Origin of the sequence: Clostridium sp. DL-VIII (genome assembly GCF_000230835.1) — a bacterium.
Classification (GTDB): domain Bacteria; phylum Bacillota; class Clostridia; order Clostridiales; family Clostridiaceae; genus Clostridium.
Genome location: NZ_CM001240.1, coordinates 4,114,618 through 4,140,035, shown reverse-complemented (window position 1 = coordinate 4,140,035; position 25,418 = coordinate 4,114,618). Strand labels below are relative to the sequence as shown.

General features: G+C 29.4%; 29 protein-coding genes. 23 read left to right on the top strand and 6 right to left on the bottom strand.

Going from position 1 to position 25,418, the window contains the following annotated elements; genetic code table 11:
• Positions 1-461: 461 nt before the first annotated feature.
• Positions 462-1,760 (bottom strand): glycoside hydrolase family 27 protein, encoded by a 1,299-nt coding sequence (locus CDLVIII_RS19030; RefSeq protein WP_009171098.1) that lies wholly within the window; start codon positions 1,758-1,760, stop codon positions 462-464.
• A 348-nt stretch (positions 1,761-2,108) separates the two neighbouring features.
• Between CDLVIII_RS19030 and CDLVIII_RS19025 the strand changes: the two genes are divergently transcribed.
• A complete protein-coding gene (locus tag CDLVIII_RS19025; protein WP_009171097.1) occupies positions 2,109-2,951 on the top strand; it encodes an AraC family transcriptional regulator in 843 nt (280 codons plus the stop codon).
• 84 nt (positions 2,952-3,035) lie between these two features.
• Here the strand turns inward: CDLVIII_RS19025 and CDLVIII_RS19020 are convergent, their stop codons facing one another.
• Complete coding sequence (locus CDLVIII_RS19020; RefSeq protein ID WP_009171096.1) at positions 3,036-3,647, bottom strand: TetR/AcrR family transcriptional regulator; 612 nt, start codon at positions 3,645-3,647, stop codon at positions 3,036-3,038.
• A 129-nt stretch (positions 3,648-3,776) separates the two neighbouring features.
• Here CDLVIII_RS19020 and CDLVIII_RS19015 point away from each other — a divergent pair, with 129 nt between their 5' ends.
• Positions 3,777-4,982, top strand: a complete 1,206-nt coding sequence (locus CDLVIII_RS19015) for an alpha/beta fold hydrolase (protein WP_009171095.1) — start codon at positions 3,777-3,779, stop codon at positions 4,980-4,982.
• Between the two features lie 42 nt (positions 4,983-5,024).
• The gene (locus CDLVIII_RS19010; protein ID WP_009171094.1) at positions 5,025-5,576 is read left to right on the top strand and encodes a flavodoxin family protein; all 552 of its coding nucleotides are present in this window, start codon (positions 5,025-5,027) and stop codon (positions 5,574-5,576) included.
• Between the two features lie 131 nt (positions 5,577-5,707).
• On the opposite strand, the gene CDLVIII_RS19005 is transcribed toward CDLVIII_RS19010, so the two are convergent.
• The gene (locus tag CDLVIII_RS19005; RefSeq protein ID WP_009171093.1) at positions 5,708-7,087 is read right to left on the bottom strand and encodes an MATE family efflux transporter; all 1,380 of its coding nucleotides are present in this window, start codon (positions 7,085-7,087) and stop codon (positions 5,708-5,710) included.
• Between the two features lie 85 nt (positions 7,088-7,172).
• Positions 7,173-7,586 carry an Rrf2 family transcriptional regulator gene (locus CDLVIII_RS19000; protein ID WP_009171092.1) on the bottom strand — a complete coding sequence of 138 codons (414 nt, stop codon included), beginning with the start codon at positions 7,584-7,586 and terminating at the stop codon, positions 7,173-7,175.
• A gap of 549 nt (positions 7,587-8,135) precedes the next feature.
• Here CDLVIII_RS19000 and CDLVIII_RS18995 point away from each other — a divergent pair.
• The 16 genes from CDLVIII_RS18995 (at position 8,136) to CDLVIII_RS18930 (ending at position 20,488) form a co-directional block, all read left to right on the top strand.
• Positions 8,136-8,774 (top strand): flavodoxin family protein, encoded by a 639-nt coding sequence (locus tag CDLVIII_RS18995; RefSeq protein WP_009171091.1) that lies wholly within the window; start codon positions 8,136-8,138, stop codon positions 8,772-8,774.
• A gap of 37 nt (positions 8,775-8,811) precedes the next feature.
• The gene (gene trxA, locus CDLVIII_RS18990) at positions 8,812-9,120 is read left to right on the top strand and encodes a thioredoxin (RefSeq protein WP_009171090.1); all 309 of its coding nucleotides are present in this window, start codon (positions 8,812-8,814) and stop codon (positions 9,118-9,120) included.
• A gap of 413 nt (positions 9,121-9,533) precedes the next feature.
• Complete coding sequence (locus CDLVIII_RS32615) at positions 9,534-9,665, top strand: hypothetical protein (RefSeq protein WP_009171089.1); 132 nt, start codon at positions 9,534-9,536, stop codon at positions 9,663-9,665.
• Positions 9,666-9,840: 175 nt separating this feature from the next.
• Positions 9,841-11,163 carry an FAD-binding oxidoreductase gene (locus CDLVIII_RS18985; protein ID WP_009171088.1) on the top strand — a complete coding sequence of 441 codons (1,323 nt, stop codon included), beginning with the start codon at positions 9,841-9,843 and terminating at the stop codon, positions 11,161-11,163.
• A 122-nt stretch (positions 11,164-11,285) separates the two neighbouring features.
• A complete protein-coding gene (locus tag CDLVIII_RS31475) occupies positions 11,286-11,441 on the top strand; it encodes a hypothetical protein (protein ID WP_009171087.1) in 156 nt (51 codons plus the stop codon).
• A 105-nt stretch (positions 11,442-11,546) separates the two neighbouring features.
• Positions 11,547-12,488: an acyl-CoA dehydratase activase-related protein gene (locus CDLVIII_RS18980; protein ID WP_009171086.1), complete on the top strand. Its 942-nt coding sequence runs from the start codon at positions 11,547-11,549 to the stop codon at positions 12,486-12,488.
• Entirely contained in the window at positions 12,478-13,569 is a 1,092-nt protein-coding gene (locus CDLVIII_RS18975) for a 2-hydroxyacyl-CoA dehydratase (protein ID WP_009171085.1), read from the top strand. The genes CDLVIII_RS18980 and CDLVIII_RS18975 overlap by 11 nt, the downstream gene beginning before the upstream one ends.
• Entirely contained in the window at positions 13,551-14,498 is a 948-nt protein-coding gene (locus tag CDLVIII_RS18970) for an acyl-CoA dehydratase activase (protein WP_009171084.1), read from the top strand. Before CDLVIII_RS18975 ends, CDLVIII_RS18970 begins: the two co-directional genes overlap by 19 nt.
• A 127-nt stretch (positions 14,499-14,625) precedes the next feature.
• A complete protein-coding gene (locus tag CDLVIII_RS18965) occupies positions 14,626-15,441 on the top strand; it encodes a phage replisome organizer N-terminal domain-containing protein (RefSeq protein WP_009171083.1) in 816 nt (271 codons plus the stop codon).
• Positions 15,442-15,467: 26 nt separating this feature from the next.
• Complete coding sequence (locus CDLVIII_RS31470) at positions 15,468-15,665, top strand: hypothetical protein (RefSeq protein WP_009171082.1); 198 nt, start codon at positions 15,468-15,470, stop codon at positions 15,663-15,665.
• A 141-nt stretch (positions 15,666-15,806) separates the two neighbouring features.
• Entirely contained in the window at positions 15,807-16,415 is a 609-nt protein-coding gene (locus tag CDLVIII_RS18955; protein WP_009171081.1) for a hypothetical protein, read from the top strand.
• Positions 16,416-16,627: 212 nt separating this feature from the next.
• On the top strand, positions 16,628-17,281 hold the full coding sequence (locus CDLVIII_RS32765) for a DUF3888 domain-containing protein (protein WP_009171080.1): 654 nt from the start codon (positions 16,628-16,630) through the stop codon (positions 17,279-17,281).
• Positions 17,282-18,194: 913 nt separating this feature from the next.
• On the top strand, positions 18,195-18,503 hold the full coding sequence (locus CDLVIII_RS18940) for a TIGR04076 family protein (RefSeq protein WP_009171078.1): 309 nt from the start codon (positions 18,195-18,197) through the stop codon (positions 18,501-18,503).
• 116 nt (positions 18,504-18,619) lie between these two features.
• Positions 18,620-19,060 carry an NUDIX domain-containing protein gene (locus CDLVIII_RS18935; protein WP_009171077.1) on the top strand — a complete coding sequence of 147 codons (441 nt, stop codon included), beginning with the start codon at positions 18,620-18,622 and terminating at the stop codon, positions 19,058-19,060.
• 390 nt (positions 19,061-19,450) lie between these two features.
• Positions 19,451-19,624, top strand: a complete 174-nt coding sequence (locus tag CDLVIII_RS31465) for a hypothetical protein (protein ID WP_009171076.1) — start codon at positions 19,451-19,453, stop codon at positions 19,622-19,624.
• A gap of 339 nt (positions 19,625-19,963) precedes the next feature.
• Positions 19,964-20,488 (top strand): GNAT family N-acetyltransferase, encoded by a 525-nt coding sequence (locus CDLVIII_RS18930; protein ID WP_009171075.1) that lies wholly within the window; start codon positions 19,964-19,966, stop codon positions 20,486-20,488.
• Between the two features lie 186 nt (positions 20,489-20,674).
• Here the strand turns inward: CDLVIII_RS18930 and CDLVIII_RS18925 are convergent, their stop codons facing one another.
• Entirely contained in the window at positions 20,675-20,998 is a 324-nt protein-coding gene (locus tag CDLVIII_RS18925) for a hypothetical protein (protein ID WP_242835762.1), read from the bottom strand.
• Between the two features lie 288 nt (positions 20,999-21,286).
• Here CDLVIII_RS18925 and CDLVIII_RS18920 point away from each other — a divergent pair, with 288 nt between their 5' ends.
• The 4 genes from CDLVIII_RS18920 to CDLVIII_RS18905 all read left to right on the top strand — a co-directional run bounded on the left by CDLVIII_RS18920 (position 21,287) and on the right by CDLVIII_RS18905 (position 24,411).
• Complete coding sequence (locus CDLVIII_RS18920) at positions 21,287-22,036, top strand: GNAT family N-acetyltransferase (RefSeq protein WP_009171073.1); 750 nt, start codon at positions 21,287-21,289, stop codon at positions 22,034-22,036.
• Between the two features lie 99 nt (positions 22,037-22,135).
• A complete protein-coding gene (locus CDLVIII_RS18915) occupies positions 22,136-22,801 on the top strand; it encodes a UDP-N-acetylglucosamine pyrophosphorylase (protein WP_009171072.1) in 666 nt (221 codons plus the stop codon).
• A 279-nt stretch (positions 22,802-23,080) separates the two neighbouring features.
• Positions 23,081-23,482, top strand: a complete 402-nt coding sequence (locus tag CDLVIII_RS18910; protein WP_009171071.1) for a hypothetical protein — start codon at positions 23,081-23,083, stop codon at positions 23,480-23,482.
• Between the two features lie 176 nt (positions 23,483-23,658).
• Complete coding sequence (locus tag CDLVIII_RS18905) at positions 23,659-24,411, top strand: alpha/beta hydrolase (protein WP_009171070.1); 753 nt, start codon at positions 23,659-23,661, stop codon at positions 24,409-24,411.
• Positions 24,412-25,029: 618 nt separating this feature from the next.
• Here the strand turns inward: CDLVIII_RS18905 and CDLVIII_RS18900 are convergent.
• A complete protein-coding gene (locus CDLVIII_RS18900) occupies positions 25,030-25,344 on the bottom strand; it encodes a hypothetical protein (protein ID WP_009171068.1) in 315 nt (104 codons plus the stop codon).
• Positions 25,345-25,418 lie beyond the last annotated feature (74 nt).

Sequence of the window (25,418 nt, the reverse complement as noted above, 5' to 3'; positions counted from 1 at the left end):
AATGTAAGCGAGATAAAGTAGGAGGGAAGTAATATGCTAAAAACAAAAATCTACAGAAACATGGCCAAGCTAAATAATATTGATATGTTTTATTTTGATACAATATTGTATAGCTTATGAAATATCAGATCAAGACCACAATGTCCATTTAGCAAAGAAAGAGGAATTTTATAAATATTTTGATGAATTTTTAGAAAGAATATGCCTATTGTAATGAAACTATATATAGGGTAGTTTACCCTTATTAGTATTATGATGACCATGAAATAGCTGAACAGTCAAAAGTTTTATAAAAAAAAGCAAGCTACTTACGTAAAAACATTTTTCGCATTATATGTAAAAATGCGAATTTAAGCATAACTAAAATAATTAAAAACAAGCAAGCAAATCCTTCATTTTATGAGGATCTACAGGCTTGTTAATTGAACAGAATTTTTGACTGTCCAGTATATTAAGTTTTTTTAAACTAATTTATATAGTGCTGCGCCATGTGAAGGAACATTAGCAATAATTATATCTTCAGCTGGAGATAAGTTTTCATGCGTCCATAAATCACGTATAGAAACATTTGAATTAATTCCAAGATCATTTAAAGAAACCTCTATAGTTTGAGTTTCTTCACATAAGTTAAATGCAGCTAGATAATAGATTTCATCATTATTATCTTTACTAAACCATATAGCATGCTCGTTAGAACGTTCAATTTGAATTGCTCCATGGGAATTTGATATTAAATAAAGTACTTCATCATTTGTCAAAAGCTCTAAAGTATTAGAATCTAATTTCGTTAACTCAGCTCCAACCATTAAAGGAGAACGAAAGATACACCAAAGGGTCATTAATGTAATTTGTTCGTTTATTGTAAAGTTAGTATAGCGCTCATGGCCAAAACCTTTACCTAAGTACCCAACGGGAATCATGTCACAATCAGGATAGCAGCCTGTTGATACATGATTTTGCCATACTTCACAACGTTCAAACATATTTTTAAGTAACTCCCAGTTATCCCAAAAGTCATCAGTAATACGCCACATATTTGCATACTTTTCTAAGTGCCAAGCTTTTTCAATTACAGCAGGTCCGGGAGAAAGACTTAAGACCATATTTCTGCCAGAAGTTAATATAGCTTTATGGATCATTTCAATTTCTTTTTCAGCTGAATAAGGGTTGTCTTTATAGAAATTAGTATTGCATATGTCATCAACCTTTACGAAATCAACTCCCCATTCTGCATATAATTCAAAAATAGAATTATAGTATTCTTGAGCACCAGGCTTTTCATAATCAACGCCATACATATCTGGATTCCATTTAGATATAGAATAAGGGTTTGCAATTTTATTTGCAGTTACCTCGGTACCTTTGATTTTTAAATGCATATGTGCAGCATATCTTGGAATTCCTCTCATAATGTGAATGCCAAATTTTAAGCCTAAATTATGAATATAGTCTGCAAGAGGTTTAAAGCCAGCACCATTTTTAGAAGATGGAAATCTGTTTTCAGCGGGAAACTGCCTAGAATATTTATCCATATTAAAATGGTTGAAATTTATATATTGAAAATTTTCTCTGTCAGTACCAGCAAGTGGGTCAGACCATTGAATATCTACAATAACATATTCATACCCATGTGGTTTTAAGTATTTAGCCATATATTCAGCATTAGCTTTAACTTGAGCCTCATTTACTGTAGTGTCATAATAGTCATAGCTATTCCAGCCCATTGGTGGAGTTTGTGCAAAGGTGTTTTTTAGTAACATGATAAAAATCCTCTCTTATAATAAAATTTTATAAATTAAAAGATTATTGCGCGCCTTAATAAAAGTAAACATTGCATTTTAGGCACGCTTAAAAATAGAAATTAAATAAAAAACAAGTTACTATATAAATTGCAATAATGAAATTATATCATTATCGCTTACATGCATACGGACATAAAATATGCAATGTAAACTCTTTAACACAACTTATAATATATGATCATAATGTAGTTTTTTGATATAATGATAGTAAGTGCTTTTATTAATATATAATGCTTTATATTAAGTGTATTACATAGATTGAATTTGATACAAGAGTGATAAATTGATAAAAAGGGTGAATTTTTGATGGCGTATAAATTTGGGTCACATGGTTTTGTATTCTTTGATGAGATTCCAAATCCTCCATTTGAATTGAAGGATATGGGGATTGAAAAGAGGAGGACTTCAAGTTATTATTTTGATAATAATTCTAGAGATATAAAAGGATATTTGTTTCAATATACCTTAAAAGGGCATGGAATATTTGAGACAAAGAATGAAAAATATTATATTGAGCAAGGGCAGGCCTTTTTTGTTGAAATTCCAGATGACGAAAAATATTATTGTCCAGAGGATTTAGATGAAGAGGGGTGGCAGTTTTTATATATACATTTTGAAGGAACTGCTGTGAAGCCATATTATGATAAAATAGTACGAAAAATGGGTAAAATTATTACGCTTCCTGAAAAGAGCAGTGTTATACAATATTTATTAAAGTTTTATGAAAATTTAAGTGATGGGATGCATATTAAGCCTTTTGTAGGTAGCGAAACTGTTTTTCATTTTTTATGCTTATTATGTAGTAAGGTAGCCTATAATCAAGATGAATATTCTATAAGGACAAGAACTGCAATAGAGATTATGAAAAATGAATTTTCAAAACTTGAAGGAATTGATGCTTTGGCAGGACAACTTGGTGTATCATTAAGCCACTTTACCAGAGGATTTACAAAGGAAACAGGGATAAATCCACTAAAATATCTTATAAACCTTAAGATGCAGCATGCAATGCATTTGTTACATAACACAGAACTTTCAGTAAATGAAATTGCTTTAAGATGTGGTTTCTCTTGTGGAAACTATTTTAGTAAAGTATTTAAGAAAAATACACAGCTAACACCATATCAGTTTCGTAATGAAAGAAATTGATTAATTAATAAAACATATAAGGCTAGACATTTCAAGTGAATTAGAAATGTCTAGTCTTTTTTATGCAAAATTTGAATCACAACATTAATTTTTATTAAGCATTCCTACATGGCCGTTTTTAAAATAAGATCTAAATAAATAAGACATTTTCTCTGAATCTGGAGTACAGTTTGACTTTAACCACCAATCAATAGTACCGATTAAAGCATTAGCGGTAAATAAGAACGCCATTTCTTGAATCTCTGGGGAGCAGTCTTTATCACTTACAAGAAAAGAGCTTCGCAATTTTTCACGCTCTCTTAACATTGAGATGATGTTGCTGCGCAGTCTAGACATAAACCATATGTTACATGAATCATCCAGCATTGCAAGATATAATCGACTGTTTTCAGCAAAGTGATCAAATAGTTTCACCCAGGGATCAGATCTTTGGTCTTCATTAAGATTCTTAAGGCTTTCTTTAGGAAGACCTAAATCTTTCTTCATTTTTTCCATTGCATCTTCAAAAATTTTTATTACAACGTCGTATTTATCTTGATAATACCTATAAAAGGTAGAACGATTAATCATGGCTCTATTAGTAATATCACCAACTGTGATGTTATCAAAATGTTTTTCAAAAATAAGATCAATAAGAGCATCTCTTATTTGCTGATGTGTCCTTTTTGTTCGAATATCATGTTTATTCTGCAACATTTTCACTCCTTTGTTGTATATAAAACAAACTATAAGTATTGTTGGTTGAATACAAATCTATATCTGATATATTTTAATTATAGCAACAATATGTTGCATAAACAATAAATGCTGTAAAGGAGAATGAATATGAATAATTTAATTTTTAAAGATGATCAATTCGCATCCAAGGTATTGGGACTTCTTGGAGACACTGCTTTCAAAGCTGCTGATATAGGAGAGGTGGTTTCAACAGCAGAAAAGATTAAAGAAGGAGATTATGAGAGCTGGTGTGAAGAATGGACTAAAACAGCCAAGCGTTTGCAAAGAGTTGCAAAAGAAAGCTACTCAAATGACCATTTAATAAGTGCAAGAAAAGCTTATCTTAGAGCTTCTAATTATTATAGAATTGCAGAATTCTACCTTCATGAAAATCCAGAAGACCCAAAGATAGAGGAATTATATAGTGCAAGCCTAGATTGTTTTTCTAATGTTATAAAACTTAATAAACCTGTTATTGAAGAAGTGAAAATCCCCTATGAAAATACAACACTTACAGGACATTTTTATAAATTAGAGGATTCAGAGGAACCAAAACCAGTTTTAATTGCTATGACTGGCTTTGATGGAACAAAGGAAGCATTTTACGGAATGGCAATGGATGCACTTGAACACGGTATGCATTGTATTACTTTCGAGGGGCCAGGGCAAGGAGAGGCCGTACATAAACAACAACTATTTTTCAGACATGATTACGAGAAGGTTATAACTCCAGTGGTAGACTATCTGATTACAAGAAAAGAAGTAGACTCAAAGAAGATTGTCTTATGGGGACAAAGTTTAGGCGGGTATCTTGCTCCTAGAGCTGCAGCTTTTGAACATAGACTTGCAGGCTGCATAGCAAATGGAGGAGTATATGATTTTTTAGGAGGATTTACAAGTATCTTTAATATGCCAAGAGAAGAATTTTTAAATTTCGCACTTTCTGATTCAGAGGGATTTAATAAAGCTGTTAAGGAAAAAATGGAATTAAACTCAAAAGCAAAATGGAGCTTTTCACATGGAATGTATGTATTTGGTGTAAATACCCCTGCTGAATTCATTCTAAAGGTTGGAGATTTTTATATGAAAGGATTAGCAGAAAAAATACAATGCCCTACCTTAATCGTTGATTCGGAAAATGACAAACTGCTTAGAGATCAAGCAAAGCAGTTGTATGAAGAACTTATCTGCCACAAAGATTTTATTTTATTTACAGCTGAAGAAGGTGCTGAATTCCATTGCCAAGCTGGAGCTAAATTAATTGCCAATGAACGTATTTTTAGTTGGATTGAAAAGATACTAAGGAATATATAGATAACATAAGATTTAAATTTTTATATTTAGGAGAGATGAAAAATGTCAAAAGTAGTTATTTTTAAGGGTAGTCCAAGAAAGAATGGGTATACTACAAAATTATTAGATCAAGTAACAAAAGGAGCAAAATCAAAAGGCGCTGAGGTTATTGAATTTGATTTAAATAACACTGAAATTCGTGGATGTCAAGGATGTTTCTATTGTCGTACTCATGATGGCTGTGCTGTTAATGATTATTTACAGCCAATGTATAAAGCTATTGCTGAGGCAGATGCTATTGTATTTGGTTCTCCAATATATATGTTCCAAATTACAAGTCAGGCAAAAACTTGGTTAGATCGTACGTTTCCAATGGTTGAAGAACTTCCCAATAAGTTTATTCCTAGACATCCAGGTAAAAAGTTAATAACTGTATTTGCTCAAGGAAGCTTAGATCCTAAAAAAGGTGCAGAAGCGATTAAATATGTTAATAATATTTTTGATGTATTTGGTTGGAAATTAGAGGATTGCATCCACTACTGTGGAACTGATGAGGAAATATTTAATGAGTTATCTTTAAGAGCATTTAAAGATGGGGAAAATTTAGCTGAATAAATAATATGTTATGAATCAGTAATAATGGAAATAAACAACAGATTATATATTTAAAATCCCAGTAAAGCTTATGAAAATTGCTTACTGGGATATTTTTTTCATATTTACATCTGCAATATTGCGCTGTACTTCTAGATATTGTTTTTTAAATACCTTTGTTGATGTGCTTTTTTGTATAAAATATCACTATATCCTTTTATGAATAATATAATTGTGATAATGCTAGATAAAAGGTCTGTTACAGGTTGAGCGAACCATAGTCCGTCTTGACCAATTACCTTTGGTAAGAAAAATATAGCTAGTGCTAATATCACTGATTGCCTTGATATACTTAATAGTACGGCGGTTTTAGGTTTACCTGTTAGCATCATGAAGCCAGAGCCAAAGGTAGGAATGGAAATAAGAAAGATAAGCACTGTATATTTTTTTAAGCCATTTATAGAAATATTCACAAGTTCAGGGTTCTGCGTAAAAAGACTAACGGCGAATTTGGGAAATAGCTGCATAATTATAGCACTAACTCCCAAGAATCCGGTGCTAAATAAAACAGCAAGGGCAAGAGTCTTCAGGGTTCTGTCATAGTTCTTTTTGGCATAATTATAACCGATGATTGGCTGGAAGCCTTGAGCTATTCCATAAACTGGCATCAAAAATAACATTGTAATGGAGTTTAGTACAGTCATTGCGCCAATTGCTAGTTCTCCACCATATAAATTTAAGGAATAATTGCTTACAATTTGTGCAACACTTATGGATAATTGATTAGAAAATGGAACTAACCCAATTAAGAAAATAGCTTTTACAATTGAAATATGTAATTTGAAATTGATCTTTTTAAGTATCAAAGTATTTTTTAATTTTATGAAATAATAAAGTCCAAGAATTACGGTAGTAAATTGAGCAATGACAGTAGCAATAGCTGCACCTTTTATTCCCATGTGAAATACATATATAAATAAGGCATCAAGTAATATATTAAGAATGCACCCTGTAATTGTAATAGCAGCTGAAAATATAGGATTTCCATCAGAACGAACGATAAAAGGCAGACAAAATCCCAGCATATTAAAAATAGTACCAGCCATGATGATTGTAATAAAATCTTTGGTATAAGATAATATTTCACCGTTTATACCGAGCCATCCTAATATTGAATTTTCAAATATCAGATACAAACTGGTGACCAAAAGCCCTAAAACAATGCTTAGAGATAATGCATTTCCAGCAAAATTTTCAGCTTCTTCTTTATTGCCTTCTCCGAGTTTTATAGAGATATTAGAGCTGGCCCCCATTGATATGAGAGCAGATAACGCTACTACTATTGTAGTAATTGGCATTGTAAGGCCAATTCCAGTTAAGGCTAGAGTTCCGACTTCTGATATATTTCCTATAAACATCCGATCAATTACTATATAAAGTGAATTAATTAGTAAACTGAGTACTGTTGGAACTGAATATTGTATAAGTAATTTTCCAATAGGTTTTTGTTCAAGTTCTTGTATTTTGTTCATTTATGTAATTTCTCCTTTAGATATATTAAAGATATATAATATCTACAATTCAAATATAAAAACCCATATATTAATGGGTAAATATTTATTCTTTGTTGGTTTTGCAGTTTGATTTATTTTTAGTCAGATCATATAGTTTTTTATCTTCTAGATAATTTTCTAGTACATTTTCAGCTTCTGCCATTACTTTTTCAATCAAACATTTGCTATTTTCATTTAAATTGCAAACAAATAATGAGCCAGTTCCTTCAGTGGCCTTAATAACATCCATAAAAGAAATAGACTTCATGTCTTTACGCAAAACGTAACCTCCATTTGCACCTGGAGTTGATTCAATTAAATCAGCTTTTACCAGCTGAGTTAAAATTTTCGAAAGATATGTAGTAGATAAATTAAAGTGTTCCGCTAGAGCACTTACGCTTAGTTTCTCACTTTTCGCATTTTCCATCATATATACAATTGTATGTAGAGCATAATTTGTTGCTTTTGTATATTTCAAATTAAAACCTCCTAAAAGATATTGCAGAGTTTATTTATCTATAATAATAAATATAATAGATTATTTTGTCAATAATTATTTTATGCATATATTTATAATCTACAAAATTTAGTAAATTTAAAATATTGACAAAATTAATTTATGTCTTTATAATAGCGACAAATAGACTCTACAATATACTTGATTCTAAAGTAACTACAAAATGAGGTGTTCTAAGAAATAGTGAGAAAAAACTGTTAGAGGATTAAAGAATTACTACTTAAATTTCTGTTAATTGAATTTGAAAGGTTTTTAGGTATATTAAAGATATCAAATCTCTTTAATATATACTATAACAAGTTATATCTAAAAATTATAAAAAGCTAATTAGGAAGCTTACAAACGCTTATTTATGAAAGTTACTTTTTGAAAGAAGGTGATATAAATCTGAATAATTATGTAAATAGTGAAGTTCGTTTACTTTACTTGAAGTATTTATCTAATAATAATTTTATGAGAATATTATAATATTTTGAATAAAAATTAGAATTAAAAAAGGAGTTGTTAATAATGAAAGTTGTAGCTTTTAATGGTAGCCCAAATAAAAATGGAAACACTTATCATGCCTTAAAATTAATTGCAGAGGAATTAGAAAAACAAGATATAGAAGTTAAAATAATACATGTAGGTGGTCAAGCTATAAGGGGATGCATGTCATGTTGGGGGTGTTATAAAAATCAAAATGAAAAATGTATTTTAAAGGGAGATTCTGTAAATGAATGGATTGAAAAAATGAAAAAGGCAGATGGGATAATACTAGGTTCTCCTGTACATTATTCAGGAATAAGCGGGGCAATGAAATCTTTCTTGGATAGAGCCTTTGTTGTTAATGAAAATAATGGCAGCATATTAAGACATAAGGTTGCTGCAGCTGTTGTAGCAGTTAGACGTTCTGGAGGTACGGCTGCACTTGATCAGCTAAACAAGTACATTAATTATTCTGAGATGTTAATGCCATCATCAAGATACTGGAACGTTATTCATGGCACAACTCCAGGAGAAGTTATACAGGATGAAGAAGGGGTTCAAATAATGAGGACCTTAGCTAAAAATATGGCTTGGCTGCTTAAACTTGTTGAGTATGGAAAAGATAATATAGAAGCCCCAGAAAAAGAAGATAAGATACTTACAAATTTTATCCGTCAATAATCTATAGCACTGATAAAGGAAAATGGAGGAATATAATATGAAAATAGTAGATAATAATGAATTCGGAAATGAAATAAAAAGTGGAGTTACGGTTGTAGATTTTTTTGCAACCTGGTGCGGACCTTGTAAAATGATAGCACCGATTCTTGAAGAGTTATCAGAGCAAATGAAAGGGAAAGTCAATTTTATAAAAGTAGATGTAGATAAAAGTGTGGAGTTAGCAGATAAATATCGCATTTCAAATATACCCACAGTGGTTGTCTTTAAAAATAATGAAAAGGTGAATCAATTTGTAGGCTTCTTACCAAAGGTAGAGATTAAAAGACTGATTGAAAATACTTTATAGAAATTGCAAATGCTCTTCATATTATGCCTAATTCTGATAAGGCACTAACAGAAATTCGACGTGTACTAAAAAAGGAGGATTGCTTATTGCACCGACATTTGTATATTAAGGAAGAATTAATAAAATACGAATTTGTTTGATGGAGATGATTGGATTCCATACTTTTCACCAATGGCAATCTGATGAATATGTAGAATTTGTCTGTAAGAAAAGCTTCGATTTGATCGATACTTATATAATTGAAGGGGAAATGTTGTCAGAATGTATATTGATTCGTAAAACATAAATTCTAATTTGCAAAGCCAGCTATAAAGGCAGATTAGGTTATAGATACTTAGTATGTCTTTATTTAGTGTGCTTATTCCTTTTTTCAAGGAAATTAATTTTATCGAGAATGGGGCACAGGTATAAAAATGATTATAAAATCTCGTACTGATGTAGGTCTTGAAGAACCTATTTTCATGGAGACAGGGATGTTATTTAAGGTTATCATAAAAAAGAATAATAACGATAAAGTAGCGATAAGTGGCGATAAAATTAAATAAATGAGAAAAGGCGCATTTATATATGAATTGAAGTATATGGATGTGCTTTTTTGTTTTGCAAAGGCCTTGTAGGTCGAGAATAAATATATTAAGAATGCTTCCTAAGCTATTTCCATATATTATAACATTATATGTGATGTATAATATGTGGTTAATATTGATGGAGGAGATTAATATGATAGAGGAGTTAACAGGAATTATTATAACTAAAGCTGACAAGAGTTATAATCTTGTTCGCAGGGATGAAAATTTATATTTTAGTTACTATCCAATGGTAATAGTATACCCTAGTAATGTAATAGATGTAGTTAATGCAGTAAATTGGGGGAGAAAGCAAGGTTTAAATATACGTTGTAGAAGTAGTGGTCATAACTATGAATCATTTTCTGTCGGAGATGATGTCGTTGTGATAGATGTTTCTAATTTACTTAATTTTGAAATAGATACTAATGAAGGCTATATAAGAATAGGTGCAGGATATAATCTAGATCAACTTTATAAAAAGATAGCCAAGTTTGGATTTGCATTTGCTGGAGGAAGTTGTGGATCTGTTGGTGTTTCAGGAATTACATTAGGAGGAGGAGTTGGCTTTCTACAAAGGCAATATGGATTAGCATGCGATAATTTGATAGAAGCACAAATAGTAGATGCTTTTGGTAGTATAATAACTGCTAATTCATATCAAAATCAAGATTTACTTGCTGCATTAAGAGGAGCAGGGAGTAACAATTTTGGGGTAGTGGTATCAATGACTTTTAAAGTATATCCGGCCTATAAAGTAACAGAATTGACTGCTGAATGGCCTAAAGAGAGAAGATATGAAGTAATTCAAGCGTTTCAAAAGGTAGGGGAATATTTAGATAATAGGTATACGATCAGGATTTCTATAAATAAAGATACTATTGGGCTATATGGATTAGGCTTAAGAAGCACAGAAAAAGAAATGAAAGAAGCTTTAGACGTTATATTAAAAGTTCCTAATAAAATGAATTATACAACAAAGCATATTGGTTTTAAGGAATATGTACAGGAATATCCAGATTTGGTGCCTGCACCAAAAGGATTTAAGATTACAGGATTATTTGCATATGAGAAATTAGGAAAAGAACCTTGTCAAATACTATTTGACTATTTAGATAATGCACCACCTATAAAGCCAACCATAGAAATTGGACTTCTCCTATTAGGAGGAAAGATTGCAGAAAATAAATATTTATCTAGTGCTTATCCTCATAGAGGTGCCAAGGTATTAATACAAATTGATGCCGAATGGAATCTTGAATGTAGTATTTATGCTGATGTGACAATTAAATGGGTAAATAATTTAAGAAAATCATTACTTCCATATGCAGGCTTTGGATACCTTAATTATTGTGATATTAATATACCTAATTACTTATATAATTATTTTGGGAATAACGTAGCTTGGTTAAAAACCGTAAAAGAAAAATATGATCCATATAACTTATTTTATTATCCTCAAGGAATAAACTTATAGATTGTGGTCATAATTCTTTATTTTTGGTTAATTAATAATAAATGCAAAATATATTACTACTTTTCCTTCACATAAATATGTAATGGCTAGATTTTATTATTACAAACTTAGGAGGAATCAAAATGGGATACGATAGATATGGTAATCATGAAAAATATAAAAATATTTATAACAATAGCAATGAACATGTGGAAGAAAATCGTAATCATGAGTTTGAATCAAGCACAGATTATGAAAAAGATGATGAAGGAGTAGTTCATATATTAGTAAATTTTTAGTGCTTTATTTTTGTATATAGTGTTAGGGTGTCAGATTCTTGAATAAGTTTATTTTCTTTTGGTTAAAATCACTATTGTGTTATATTCGTTGAAAGGATGAGTGTTGTGAAAGAAAATATTGTAATAGGAATACCAAGAGCATTTTTATATTATAAATACAAAAATTTATGGGAAACTTTTTTTAAGGAATTAAGATGTAAAATTTTAATAAGTCCTGAAACAAATAAACAGATATTAAAGGACGGTGTAACTAATTCAATAGATGAAAGCTGCCTTTCGGCTAAGATTTATATGGGGCATGTACATTATCTAATTGATAAAGTTGATTATATACTAATTCCTAGGATTGTTAACTTTGGTAAAAAGGAAGCTGTTTGCACGAAATTTAATGCAATGTACGATATTGTAAATAATACATTTAAAAATGTAAAATTTTTAGACTATAACATAGATGTAAAAGAAAATGAAGGTGAGCTTAAAGCATTTATGAAAATGGGCAAAATATTAGGAGAAAATCCTATAACTGTATTACGAGCATATTTAAAAGCTAGAAAAGCTTATAACTTTTATGAGCAGAAGAGATCTAAAGAGCAAGAGCAGTTGTTAAATAACACTGACAAAATGAAAATGCTAATAGTTTCACATCCATATAATATATATGATAGATTTTTAGGATATCCAATAGTTAAATATTTAGAGAGCTTTGAGGTTGTACCTATTTACGCAGATGTAGCTGATAAGAAACAAACATCTCAAAAGTCAAAAGCAATTTCAAATACCCTATATTGGACATATAACAAAGAATTAATAGGTGCAATTGAATATTATTTAAACAAGATTGATGGAATTATATTTATTTCTACATTTCCATGTGGACCAGACTCTCTGGTAAATGAGTTATGCATTAGAAAAGTTAAAGGAATACCTATGACAAATATTATACTAGACGAATTGCAGGGAGAAGCAGGATTGCATACGAGGATAGAAAGTTTTATTGATATTATTAGAGAAAAGAAAAATAGGAAGGAAGTAAGAAATGGTCAATAAAGAAAGAATAATTAGTTTCCCACATATGGGAAATTATTATATTGCAATAGAATTTTTAATAAAGCATACATTAAATATGAAAATATTAATATCCCCCCCAATAACCAAAAGAACTTTAGAGTTAGGTTCAAAATATAGTCCGGATTTTGTTTGTGTTCCTTTTAAGTATAATCTAGGAAATTACATAGAAGCATTAGAAAAAGGTGCGAATTTTTTAATACAGGCTGGTGGAGGCTGCAGGTTTGGTTATTATGGAGAAGTACAAGAACAAATATTGAGAGATTTAGGTTATGACTTTGAATTTTTAAGTATTTTAGATACTGATCATGTAAATCCTTTTTCAGCATATAGTACATTTGCAAAGCTAAATACAAAACTTTCTTTTTCAAAGTTTGCTTATTATTTTATGCTCACCCTAAAAATTGTTGAAAAAATAGATGCAATAGAAGAGTATATTAGAGAAAATATAGGATTTGAAGTTGTGAAAGGAAGCTTTGAGCGGTTACAAAAAGATTTTTTTAGTAAAATAAAAACGGTCAAAAGCTTTAGGGATATACATAAAATATATGGAAAATATAATACATTATTTAGAAATTTAGAAATTAATAAGCCTAAAAATCCAATTAGAGTTGGTATTGTTGGAGAATTATATACTTCAATGGAACCATTTAGCACTTATTTTGTTGAAAAGGAGTTAGCTAAAAAAGGAATTGAAGTAAAAAGGTTTATAACAGTTACATATTTATTTAAAAATCATCCGAAAGAAAAAGAATTAATTAAGATTTCTGGCAAATATTTAAAATATGCCATAGGGGCTGATGGTACTGACAGCGTAGCACGAACAAAACAGTTGGCAGAAGCAGGATATGATGGTGTCATACATGTAAAACCATTTGGCTGTACGCCAGAAGTTAATGCAATGCCAATATTACAAAACATAAGTAATGATTATAAAATGCCAGTATTGTATTTTAGTTTTGATTCACAAACCTCTGAAACTGGAATAAAAACAAGATTAGAAGCATTTTATGACATGCTTATGATGAAAAAGGAGAAAGAAAAGTGGATAAATGTTATTTAGGAGTAGATATAGGTTCTATATCTACAAAAGGTGTAATAGTGAACGAAAATAATAAAATAATAGCAGAAAAGTATATTTGGACGGAAGGGGATCCTATTAATGCCGTAGAAGAAGTAATTCATGACTTGAAAAAACAAGTTGAAGGAAAAAATATTAAAGTCAAAGCGGTAGGAACAACTGGTTCAGCAAGAAAGTTAATAGGAACGATTTTAAATGCACAAGTTATTAAGAATGAAATTACAGCACATGCAATTGGAACAATTTCTATTTATCCTGATGTAAGAACAATTTTTGAAATTGGGGGGCAGGATTCCAAAATTATTTTAATAGAAGATGGGATAGTAGTTGATTATGCAATGAATACTTTATGTGCAGCAGGAACAGGCTCTTTTTTATCCTCCCAAGCAGAAAGGCTTGGACTTAAGGTAGAGCAGTTTGGAGAATTTGCACTAAAATCAAAAAAACCAACTAGAATAGCTGCTAGATGCACTGTTTTTGCTGAATCTGATTTAGTGCATAAAGCTCAAATAGGATATAAAAAAGAAGACATTGTAGCTGGACTATGTAGAGCTGTTGTTACCAATTATTTAAATAATGTTGGAAAAGGAAAAAGAATAAAATCACCAATTGTATTTCAAGGTGGGGTTAGTAAAAATATCGGAGTAATAAAAGCATTTGAAGAAGAAACAGGTGAAAAAATTTATGTTGATAAGTATGCACATTTAATGGGAGCCCTAGGAGTAGCAATACTTGCAAAAAATTCAGGAAAAGAACAGGATTTTGATTTTGATATAGTAGAAATGAATTTTGAAACTAGAGGTGTAGAGTGTGGAAAATGCGCAAATAATTGTGAAATTATTTGTATTTATAAAAATGATGATCTAATTGATGCGTGGGGAAATAAATGTGATAATGGAGCAGTTGTTTGATAAATAATTATTTTAAGAGTTAATTTATATGGTAAAACATATAAAATTTTTTGATTTATATTAGTAACTTTCATTTTTGATCATATATCCTATATAGATAATTTATTTATATAGGAGTGTGTTAAAAATGAGAGAAAGAAAATGTGTTAAATTCAATGTAAATATGTATGAAGATACAAAGTTTAAAATAATAGATAGAATGGAAAAAAGAGATCTTATAAATTATGTTTGGACCAGGCTTGTAATTTTAGCAGGTAAGGTAAATTTAGAAGGAGAATTATTTTTATCTAGAAATATACCATATACTTTAGAGACTTTGGCGATAGAGTTCAATAGAGAAGTATCTGAAATAGAATTAGCTGTAAAAACTTTCATAGATTTAGAAATGGTTGAACTTACTCACGATAAAGTATATAAAGTAAAAAATTTTGCAAAGCACCAAAATATTAAGCCAAGAGAAAAAGTCCAAAATAATGATAAGGCAGAACAAGCTGGAGATAATGAAAAAGAACAGCAAGATAGCAGCTTTGAATATAATGCCAATGTTGAAGGTGATAATAAACATAAGGATAATAAGGTAATTGATATAAAAAATGATATTATAAATAATAAAAATGCCATTAATACTTATAATAAAAGCTGCCAGGAAACAAAGGCAAACTTAGCTACAGATAGCTGTAATATAGATAAAACGGAAACAAAGAATGAAAAAACTCAAAAATTAAATATGGAAAATTGTAAAGGCAAAGAAGCTTCAACTGATTATGTAGTAACTTCCTTAGATAATAAGAAGGTAAGAAATAAAAGTAAACCTAAGAAAAAAGAAAAGAATAATGAAATTAGTGTTATTGATGAAGATGAAAATGATGATATGATAAGGCTTACTGAAGGAGATCCAGTAATAGGGAAAGGTGAAGAGGTTGTTTGTGCGTTTGATTTTTAACTTTGTAAGTTTATTATAATTAGTTAATGCCTTATAATTTAAGGGATTTAAACAGCATAAATATTCAAAGCTTTAGTAAATCTCATACTGGTGAGTTAAGTATTAATTCATTTAAAGAAGCATCGGTAGTAGTTTTAGTATTTAACGAAGCAATTAATATAAATTATGTTCTTTGGAAAGTGGATAATGTAGCATTTGCAGTATATGTTATTATTAATATATGATGGTAAAATATATTTTTATAGAACTAACTTGTACAGTACTAAATTTGTAGCGATTGGATGAATTTGAATAATAATCTATATGAAAATAAATGTTTATGAAATAATAAATGAAACTTATTATTAATATAGGGGATGCAAAATATGATAAGAAAATCTAGACCGTACTATAAGATTGTATATGACTTCCAAGGCCTTAAGCGATACGAAGATGTTAAATTACAGACCTATGATAGAAATGAGGCAATGGAATATTTTTTAGATTTGTTTAAGAAGAAACAAGATGGTTCTTTAATTTTAGAATTTGATTGCCGTATAGAATTGAGGGTGGAAATCAATGTAATGATATCGAGTGGTATTAGTTTAACACAATACAAAGAGGATGATAACTTGAATGAAATTCTAGACAAAATGGAAAAGAGAGTTACTACATCCTATGAAAGTCTTAGATACAAAGTTAAGGTGACTACTGATTCAAGAGCGGTACAATATTATAAATCTATTATTGAAACAGAAGTTAAGGAAGAAGCATTAGAAAAATTTTTGTATTTTATAAGACAAAAACAAATAGATAAAGAAATAGAGGGCATCACAGATGTAATGTTAGAAGTTTCAATTAGCCCATTTGATGCCAGATGTTTATACTTAAGCAATATTAAAAAAGAAAAACCTATTCTCAAAATATTAGATAAGATTTATATTTTTTCAAAATTAACTAAGATTGAGAAAATGTTAATAAATAATTTTAAGTAGTAGAAATACGAAGCCTTGAATTATGAGAGACGTGAAGTAAAATGCCTAAAAGAATGCTATTACTGTTATGCATACAAAAATAAATAGCAGCTTGAGATATCACATTATTCCGAGAAATCAATATTGCGATATTTTTTATTACTCAATTCTAAAATAAAACGTAATAGTAAAAAATGGTGCAGAAATAAAAATGGAGTGAGGGTAAATAAAAAATGAAAATAATAAAATTAATAGTAAGTTCATTATTATTAGTGGTTTCGGTATTGGCATTAAATCCAATAGGGACAAGTGCGGAATGGAAAAAAGATTCAAATGGTTGGTGGAATACCGAAGGAAGTTCATGGTCAGTAGGTTGGAAAGAGATTGATGGAAAATGGTATTATTTTGGACAAGATGGTTATATGGTACATGATACAACCATTAATGGATATATCATAGGTTCAGATGGAGCAAGGATTAAATCTACGCAAAACAATTTATCAAATTCATACAGTATATTTAACCCAACAAAACAGTCAATAGAAGAATTATATCAAGATATCTTTGTTTCACTACTCCTCCCAGATATTCAAAAGTCTGTGGATGACTATTACAAAAATTTCTTGACAGAACCGCCAATTGTCGCACCATATTATGTTCATGTGTTAAATGCTGACAGGCTAATGGGATATAGATCCTTTTCTTTTAGGTTAAAACTTGAAGTAGATTCTTATATTGGACCTCATCTTAATATTGGGGATGATTATATTACTTTAAAAATAGAAGGTGGAGATAAAGTTACAATTGAAAAGTTTGAGCATATTAAAAGTTATTATTTAGATTTACCTTCTAACTATCAAAACATTATAATAAAGAAATCAAATTAAGGAATAAGATAAATTTCACGCCTTTACCAAGTAACTGAACATCTATGTTTGAAGCAAACCACAAATAAGCTCCTGCAAAGAGGAACTCATTAGTTATTTTTTGCAATACGATTATTAAAAAATATTTCATTAGTAGTATGTCAAATTTTAAAATAAATATTCAAGATGTAGATTTCACGCAGCAAATTAAAAAGATGTTCTTTAAAAATTGAATAATCCTACATTTACAATTTGTAGTACAATAAGTATATAATGGTAAGTATAGTCAAAGAAAAATATTAATTTTGATTATTATTTATAATTATAAAATATAATTTATATTATTGAATTATGAAGGGATGTTTAATGATGAATAACAAATTAAGTTTACGAGTTATAAGCAGAAATTTATATATTCTAGTTTTTACTATACTAACAACTGTAAATTTTATGAGAGATGTGAACCAAGCTCTTTATAAACCTGAGTATATTGCGGAAACACTAAATATAAATAGTGTCGAATACTCACTTTTAAGTTTGAAGATTGATGTTATACATGGTAGCTTACATAAATTATATACAATATATAATTATCCGTTAATACCCATAATCATAGGAATAATATACAATATATATTTTTTAGTCAAAATTTATAGGAATAAAGATAATTCATAACATTCGTATATCATGAACGAATGAAAATAAATAGCAAATTGTAAAATCGTATTATTCAAGAAATTAAATTTGCAATTTTTTAATATGCAATTCTAATACTCGGTGAAGCTGCACCTAATGTAGAAAGTGTATTTTAAATTAAGAAATGTTCTTTAAAAATTTAATAATACTATCTTTTCTAAATATGCTATGATTAACGTAGAATGGCAAAATATGATTAATAATAAATAAGAATTTGATAGTAATAATGGAGGTTTAGATGAGGGTAAAAATTACTGTGCTGAAAAAAGAATTTTACCGAGATTATGCAGATGAATATTTGATAGAAGGGGGTTCCACTGGTGCTTGTCCTGAATTAGAGATTGATAATGAATTTATTTATGAAGGTGGAGCAAAAATGCCAAACGGTTTTTGTCCTTATGCTTGGCAAGATATTTATTCTTCAGTTAATGTTTTGGCAGGAGGTAAAGATATAGATAATACGTGGTATAAGAATTCAAAAATCAAAATAATATGTTGCACAGATGGAATTAGACCAGTAGTTTTTAAATTAGAACAAATTAAATAATGAATTATAATTTAGAAATAGATTGCAATGTGCAATTTTCTTAAAATGTATAGCAATAAGATTTTGTATTTACTATAGTATTGTAGTATGATGAAGCAATTGGGGGGAATTATATTATGAAAGTGAATTTTTACAAAAGTGTTGAAGATAGTTTGCTAAAGTTTGCTGTAATTGTTGCAAAACACAATGATAAGTGGGTTTTTTGTAAACATAAAGAACGTAATACATACGAGGTTCCTGGTGGTCACAGAGAAGATAATGAAAGAATTATAGACACTGCTAAAAGGGAATTATTTGAAGAAACAGGCGCATATGAATATGAGATGAGACCTGTTTGTGTATATTCTGTTATTGGAAAAACTAGAGTAAATAGTACTGGTGAAGAAAGTTATGGAATGTTATATTATGCAGATATTAAGACTTTTAAAAAATTACCAATATCAGAAATAGAAAATATTTGTATGTTTGATGGTCTTCCTACAGAATGGACATATCCGCTCATTCAACCCAAATTAATTGAAAAGGTTCAAGATTATATATTTAATAGTTATACATAAATTTCTTACAATTTACATCAATTACAGTTTTGTAGTTGCTACAAACTTGTAACTAATAACGACCTAATTAAGGTAAATAGATTATGGCACAAGTATCCATTGGAGGTTAATATATGTGGGAAGCAGTAAGGTTACCTAAATATATCGCAGAACGGTTTATTGGGTTTTCTCTACCTTTAGACAATGAAATAGCACTTATTTAATATGAGGGTATTCATATTATTGATCTTTCTTCAGGTGAGATTGTAGTTAATGATAATAGTATTCCAGAGGGTGGAGAATTATTTGACAAGAGCAAAATATATTATCATATATAGATAAAGCATATACTATTTATGGACTCTTTGGAGGAGAGCAATTTTACACAGCCCTAAAGGTGAAGAGCTATTAATGGATAATGATGAATTAATTATTAAAGTCCAAGAAAAAACTGGACAAATATCCTGTCAATTTCATTATGAATACTTATCTGGTGATTGGTGCTTTGGAACATTCTCAAAAGATGGTAAGTATGTAGTATTATTGGGTTTGCCTTATGATTTTTATGTGTTTATATGGATATAAAACTCTTATATGGTTAGTTTGCATAAGTTCTTTGTAGTTTTCTTAAATTATAAAGACTAAAAATAAATAGCAAATTATAAGATCGTATTATTCAAAAGATTGAATTTGCGATTTTTTTTGTTGCGCCATACAAAAAAATTATGCGGGGGAACTGTAAATACCATATTGAGGTGCATAAATTTAAGATGGTGCTACTGCAAAGTTTATTATATATCTTAAGTTTATGCTATTATTTTGGTCTCAACATCGCAATCAAACCAACTCAAAAGCAAGAGAGGAACCTAAGAGGTTTAAAGTGATATAATATTTTAATCAAAACTATTATTAGGAGGAATAAATATGGCTATTAGACCAATAACAGACAATGATCTACAAGCTATTGCTAAAATATATACTGAAAATTGGAGGACAACTTATCTAGGCATTTTACCAGATTCTTTTTTGAAAAGCATGACATATGAACATTCAAAAGAAAAGTGGTTATCATATATTCATACAGATAAGCAAGGTGCCTTTGTTGCCGTAGACGAAAATGATATGATAATTGGCTTTGCAGCATACAAGCCATATGCTGATTTGAAGAAATGTCTGTTACTTGATTCGTTGCATATTTTGCAATCATTGCAAGGTGGTGGACTCGGGAAAAAATTGATTTTTACAATTGGTAAATATGCTTATAATAACGGATATGAAAAAATGTCCATCTGCATTGTAAAAGAAAATGATAGAGCAGAAGGAATATATACTCATTTAGGTGCAAAGCTCTATAAAGATTTTATTGACTATTTTGAAGGGACACCATCTAATTCATCGGTTTTGCTGTGGGATGATTTGAATATGGTTATTTCCAAGCAACAAATTTAAATTTATCAGAATATAATGTTTTGCACATTCTTCTCAAATTATGAATCACTAAAAATAAATAGCAAATTATAAAATCGCATTATTCAAGAAAATGAATTTGCGATTTTTTTACTATACGATTCTATTATGCTAAGCAGTTTGTAAATTTAAAGTAATAAATTAAAAAAGACACTTTAAAAGTGCCTTTTATGATAATACTACACCGCCGGTTCCATAAATTACAAGTGAATAGTCATAGTCAAGAGGAGGTAAAACCTGTTGAGGAATTGTAGGATCCAATATTACTAGTGCATGTATAGTTTGTTCGGGATCAAGAACTAGAATAATAGCTTTGTCATTAGGTTCTGCCATTTTCACAGTAATGGCAGAACCTATTAATAAGTTATTATCTCTTACATTATAAATACCTTGAGTCAAGGTCTTAGTTTGTTGAGCAAAAGCAGATATTGTATGTAGACTAATTGATAGAAATAAAAAAATAGAAAATATAATGAAGAATTTTCTCATCATTTTTACCACCTTTAAAGTTAAATTTTATCTAAAGTATATTGTTATTATGTGAACTTGGGAAACAAATATTCAAGATGTAGAAAGTTCATAGTGCTTATTAATAAAAAAATAAGCTCCTGCAAAGAGGAGCTGCAATATATGGACTTAATAAAATTAATATATAGATCTATTTTTATTATATGAAATAGATAGCTAAATGTGATATTTACAATTTATGTTATAATTGATGTAGAATAGGAAAATAAAGTTAAATAGAGATTAGTTAGAAAATATAAAGGGGATAAATTTATGAATACAAAAGCTGATATTTTAGAAATTGCTAAAGCTCAATTGATGATAGATTATAATTGTCAGTTGTCTGATTTTTTGAAAAAAGAAAATACAATAGTTGAAAATAGACTTATTACAGGAAGGCGTATATATGAGAGCGATGGATGCTTTTTTAAAGCAGTTTGCTTTGGCAATATAGCAATTATCAGCGCATCATCCCAAATTATGCCCTGGTGTCAAGAAGAATTGGTGAGGAAAAATGCCGCATGGCTTTTTGAATATCCAAAGCTTCGAGTAATTGATAAAAAATTACAGGAATTTGGTCATGAAATTGCAGATGTTCATCATTATTATCTTCCGAATTCCAATGTAGTAGAGGTAAAGCCAATTACTGATGTAAAATGGTATGAGTATGAAGATATTTTTCAATTTAAAGATGATGATAGATTTCAAGAGGCTTTTGCCTTCGATAAAAATCACCCAGATATGCTTGCAGTTGCTGCCGTGGAAGAAAACCATATAATGGGTATGGCAGGAGCTAGTTCAGATGGTGAAACTATATGGCAGATAGGAATTGATGTTTTGCCCAAATACCGGGGGATGGGTATAGGAACAAACTTAGTTGGGCTTTTAAAAAATGAGATTTTAAAGCGAGGTAAAATACCATTCTATGGTACTGTGGAATCGCATATTAATTCGCAGAATATTGCTGTTAACGCTGGTTTTTTTCCGGCATGGGCTGAACTTTATTCAAAAGCAATGAAGTAGAATAAAATGAAAGGTTATTATATAAATCTTTAGTTACTATGGATTATTACTATAAAACATTATAGTAATATATTGTGAAATACATTAAGGAGGATTATTATGGGCATTTCCGTTGATGAACTTTTTACATTGAGAGAATTAGACGCACAAGCAATATTTGGAGGGGTTAAGCATCCTTGGGAAGTTCTTACAAGAATTAATACTTTCATTTTTGAGTATGCAAAAACTTTGCCAAATGATTTTGAAAGAATAGAGGAATTTATATGGGTTGGAAAAGGCACTACTATTGAAAAAAGTGTTCTGATAAAAGGTCCAGCGATTATCGGTTATAATTGCGAAATCAGGCATTCCGCTTACATTAGAGAAAATGTTATCATTGGTAATAATGTTGTCGTTGGAAACTCAACTGAAATTAAAAATTCAATTCTATTTAATAAAGTGCAGGTTCCGCATTATAATTATGTTAGTGATTCAATATTAGGTTATAAAGCCCATTTGGGGGCAGGTGCTATAACCTCTAATTTGAAGTCCAACGGAACTTTAGTAAAAGTAAAATATGGTACAGATATTATTGAAACTGGTTTAAGAAAATTTGGTGCAATATTAGGTGATTCAGCGGAAGTAGGATGTAATACAGTTTTAAACCCAGGGACAATATTAGGAAAAAGTAGTATTGTTTATCCATTATGTTCTGTGAGGGGTTATATTCCAGAGAATAGTATTTTGAAAAATAGTGGTGAAATTATAGAGAGAAAACAAAGTTAAGTAACCATAATATTTGTTAGAATTTACAGGAAGTCAAGGTATTTAGATTTCATAATATGGAATTTGTGTTAGAAGATATAGACGGACGGTGGATTGCTTTTGAAATGAAACAAAAATAACACTTCTGCAAAGCATAATGTGTAGTTGAGTTAATATATATTTTTCTTAAATAATGAATTAATAAGATTAAAGGCTAAATTGTAAAATCGTATTATTCAAGAGATTGAATTTGCGATTTTTTTATTACGCAATTTTACTATTTTAAGGAGGTTTAAGAAGATGAAAGGATTAAAAGTAAAATACAATGATACTAAAATTGAAGATGGAAGTATAGTAGATGATTGCTTTGTATTAAGACCTAATAAAGATACAGCAGCAGTAGAAGCACTTAAGACATATTCAAATTTTACACAAAATAATCAATTGGCATTGGATATATTAAATTGGATTTCTAACTTTAAAAACAATAATGTTGAGACAGATATTATATATAACGGATTTAAGAGAGAAGATTGGGAACTAATTAAAAAAGCTATGTGTGAAACAGCGGTGGCCTTAGTAGGCGATTGCCAAGAATGCGCAAGTGTTATGCCGAAAGAAAGTATAGAAAGAGATATGAAAGATTCTGATAGGTTAATTTATTTAATAAATGTTTTGATAGGGAAAGAAGAGTACAAATAATCATATGTAGAAAGGGAGTAGAAACTTATAACTAATGCTTTTTGAAAATTGAATGATGTAATGTCTGTAAATTATGATATAATAATGAAATATCTGCAAGTTAAGTGAAAAAGAAAATGAAATTCTTGGCGGGTATAATTAATGTTTGATTTACTTTAGGAGAGAGGATGTAATTTATGGAAGGAAATATAATAAGAAAAATAGTAAATAATAATGGAACTGAAATTGAGTATTATGTAAGTAATGAAGTCAATGAGAAATCAACGTTAATATTATCAATGGGAATATGGGAACCTGCAATTAGAGCACTACCATTAATTTCGCGTCTTACTGGAAGACATTGTATTGCACTTAGTTATCGTGGACGTGGTGGGAGCAGTACACCAAAGTCAGGATTTGATTGGAGTGATCATGTGTCTGACCTTGCTTGTGTAATTGGAAATGAGCCAATTAATAAACCATTATTTTTAGGTTTTTCAAAAGGTGTTTCATATATGCTTGGCTATTTGGTAGCTAATGCAGAAATTGCTAATGGAATTATTATTGTTGATTATCCAGGTATTCATTCCAAATTAGAGAAAGGTGCCGCAAAATTTTGGATTAATATGATATACAATGGAATTAAGTTAGATAATTATGTTACTTCTGATGCATTAGAAGGAATAGAAAAGGAATCAACGTATAAAGAATTCTATAACGATTTAAATAATGTGAAATGTCCAGTATGGATATTCAGAGGAACAGATTTAGAATCTGATATCCAGTCCAATTTAACAGCTGAAGATATATTGAAATATGAAGGATCAATAAAAGAGTTGGAGATTATAAATTTTAATTATAGTGGACATATGATTTTTGATGAAGAATTAGGTAAGGCTACTAAGCATATTAAAGATATACTTAAAAAAATAGATATTGAATCAAGATAGTTATTGTAGAATATTTTATGTATAAACTTAATTACAATAATATAGTAAATAGTTACTTTGAAAATCGCATCATTCAAGTGAGATTGAATTTGCGATTTTTTTATTATGCAATTCTACTAAGTTATGAAATATATAGATTGGAGGAAAAGTGATGAAAAATATATTAGAAATGATATTGTATAAATTATTGGTTAAATATTGTGAAAGCTATGAGGATATAGAGAATATTAAACAGAATGGATTACCTTAATCCAGCGGATCTATAATAATTTATCAAACTTTAGGTGGAGGTATAAGCTCAGAAGAAAGGTACATACAGCTTATAGAAAAATACAAGGCAGAGAAATTAGAGACTTGAGAAGAATAGAAAATGCTTTGGAGAAGATAAATACTTTGATATTATACAATTGAAATATTTAAATTTACAAAAAGATAAGCTTGAAACAGATGAGAAGATTTCTGAAAGACTGGAGAAAGATCAGAGTACTGTGACTAGAAATCGGAAAAGATTGATGAATAAGTTGATTACTATTTTGTTTCCAGAATCAATAAAGGAATTTGCGTAAATTGTAAATTAACGTGTTACACTAAATAAAAAAGACACTTTTAAAGTGCCTTTTATTGAATAATTACTTCTCCGTTACCAACTACTATAAGTCTGTAGTTGGGCTGCAAAGGTAGTAGACTATAATTTTCTGAATTAGGTTTTAAGCGTATAGACTGTATTTGGAGTTGATTTTCATCAAAAAGGAGTACGTACACACTTTGACTAGGAGAAATATTTTGAATAGTATACCGATTATTAGGTGAAACATTAAAATTAGATAATTGATAAATACCCTCTTTAAAATTAGTAACTGCAAATACAGATGCTGATAATAATATATTAAAAGATAAAAATAATAAAATTGAGAATATAATAAATTTTTTCATTAGATTGACCGCCTTTCAATATTAAATCATTCAAATTTTATTATGTGAAAGGCAAAAAAATATATTCAGAATAA

Bases quoted from the DNA above. Each gene is read 5' to 3' on its own strand.
- CDLVIII_RS31470 (WP_009171082.1), top strand. From the start codon at position 15,468: ATGCCTTATAATTTAAGGGATTTAAACAGCATAAATATTCAAAGCTTT.
- CDLVIII_RS18955 (WP_009171081.1), top strand. From the start codon at position 15,807: ATGATAAGAAAATCTAGACCGTACTATAAGATTGTATATGACTTCCAA.
- CDLVIII_RS18905 (WP_009171070.1), top strand. From the start codon at position 23,659: ATGGAAGGAAATATAATAAGAAAAATAGTAAATAATAATGGAACTGAA.
- CDLVIII_RS18965 (WP_009171083.1), top strand. From the start codon at position 14,626: ATGAGAGAAAGAAAATGTGTTAAATTCAATGTAAATATGTATGAAGAT.
- trxA (WP_009171090.1), top strand. From the start codon at position 8,812: ATGAAAATAGTAGATAATAATGAATTCGGAAATGAAATAAAAAGTGGA.
- CDLVIII_RS18920 (WP_009171073.1), top strand. From the start codon at position 21,287: ATGAATACAAAAGCTGATATTTTAGAAATTGCTAAAGCTCAATTGATG.
- CDLVIII_RS18975 (WP_009171085.1), top strand. From the start codon at position 12,478: ATGGTCAATAAAGAAAGAATAATTAGTTTCCCACATATGGGAAATTAT.
- CDLVIII_RS18900 (WP_009171068.1), bottom strand. From the start codon at position 25,344: ATGAAAAAATTTATTATATTCTCAATTTTATTATTTTTATCTTTTAAT.
- CDLVIII_RS18925 (WP_242835762.1), bottom strand. From the start codon at position 20,998: ATGATGAGAAAATTCTTCATTATATTTTCTATTTTTTTATTTCTATCA.
- CDLVIII_RS19020 (WP_009171096.1), bottom strand. From the start codon at position 3,647: ATGTTGCAGAATAAACATGATATTCGAACAAAAAGGACACATCAGCAA.
- CDLVIII_RS19025 (WP_009171097.1), top strand. From the start codon at position 2,109: ATGGCGTATAAATTTGGGTCACATGGTTTTGTATTCTTTGATGAGATT.
- CDLVIII_RS18940 (WP_009171078.1), top strand. From the start codon at position 18,195: ATGAGGGTAAAAATTACTGTGCTGAAAAAAGAATTTTACCGAGATTAT.
- CDLVIII_RS19015 (WP_009171095.1), top strand. From the start codon at position 3,777: ATGAATAATTTAATTTTTAAAGATGATCAATTCGCATCCAAGGTATTG.
- CDLVIII_RS19030 (WP_009171098.1), bottom strand. From the start codon at position 1,760: ATGTTACTAAAAAACACCTTTGCACAAACTCCACCAATGGGCTGGAAT.
- CDLVIII_RS18910 (WP_009171071.1), top strand. From the start codon at position 23,081: ATGAAAGGATTAAAAGTAAAATACAATGATACTAAAATTGAAGATGGA.
- CDLVIII_RS18930 (WP_009171075.1), top strand. From the start codon at position 19,964: ATGGCTATTAGACCAATAACAGACAATGATCTACAAGCTATTGCTAAA.
- CDLVIII_RS19010 (WP_009171094.1), top strand. From the start codon at position 5,025: ATGTCAAAAGTAGTTATTTTTAAGGGTAGTCCAAGAAAGAATGGGTAT.
- CDLVIII_RS19005 (WP_009171093.1), bottom strand. From the start codon at position 7,087: ATGAACAAAATACAAGAACTTGAACAAAAACCTATTGGAAAATTACTT.
- CDLVIII_RS31465 (WP_009171076.1), top strand. From the start codon at position 19,451: ATGGATAATGATGAATTAATTATTAAAGTCCAAGAAAAAACTGGACAA.
- CDLVIII_RS31475 (WP_009171087.1), top strand. From the start codon at position 11,286: ATGGGATACGATAGATATGGTAATCATGAAAAATATAAAAATATTTAT.
- CDLVIII_RS32765 (WP_009171080.1), top strand. From the start codon at position 16,628: ATGAAAATAATAAAATTAATAGTAAGTTCATTATTATTAGTGGTTTCG.
- CDLVIII_RS18995 (WP_009171091.1), top strand. From the start codon at position 8,136: ATGAAAGTTGTAGCTTTTAATGGTAGCCCAAATAAAAATGGAAACACT.
- CDLVIII_RS18935 (WP_009171077.1), top strand. From the start codon at position 18,620: ATGAAAGTGAATTTTTACAAAAGTGTTGAAGATAGTTTGCTAAAGTTT.
- CDLVIII_RS32615 (WP_009171089.1), top strand. From the start codon at position 9,534: ATGATTATAAAATCTCGTACTGATGTAGGTCTTGAAGAACCTATTTTC.
- CDLVIII_RS18985 (WP_009171088.1), top strand. From the start codon at position 9,841: ATGATAGAGGAGTTAACAGGAATTATTATAACTAAAGCTGACAAGAGT.
- CDLVIII_RS18915 (WP_009171072.1), top strand. From the start codon at position 22,136: ATGGGCATTTCCGTTGATGAACTTTTTACATTGAGAGAATTAGACGCA.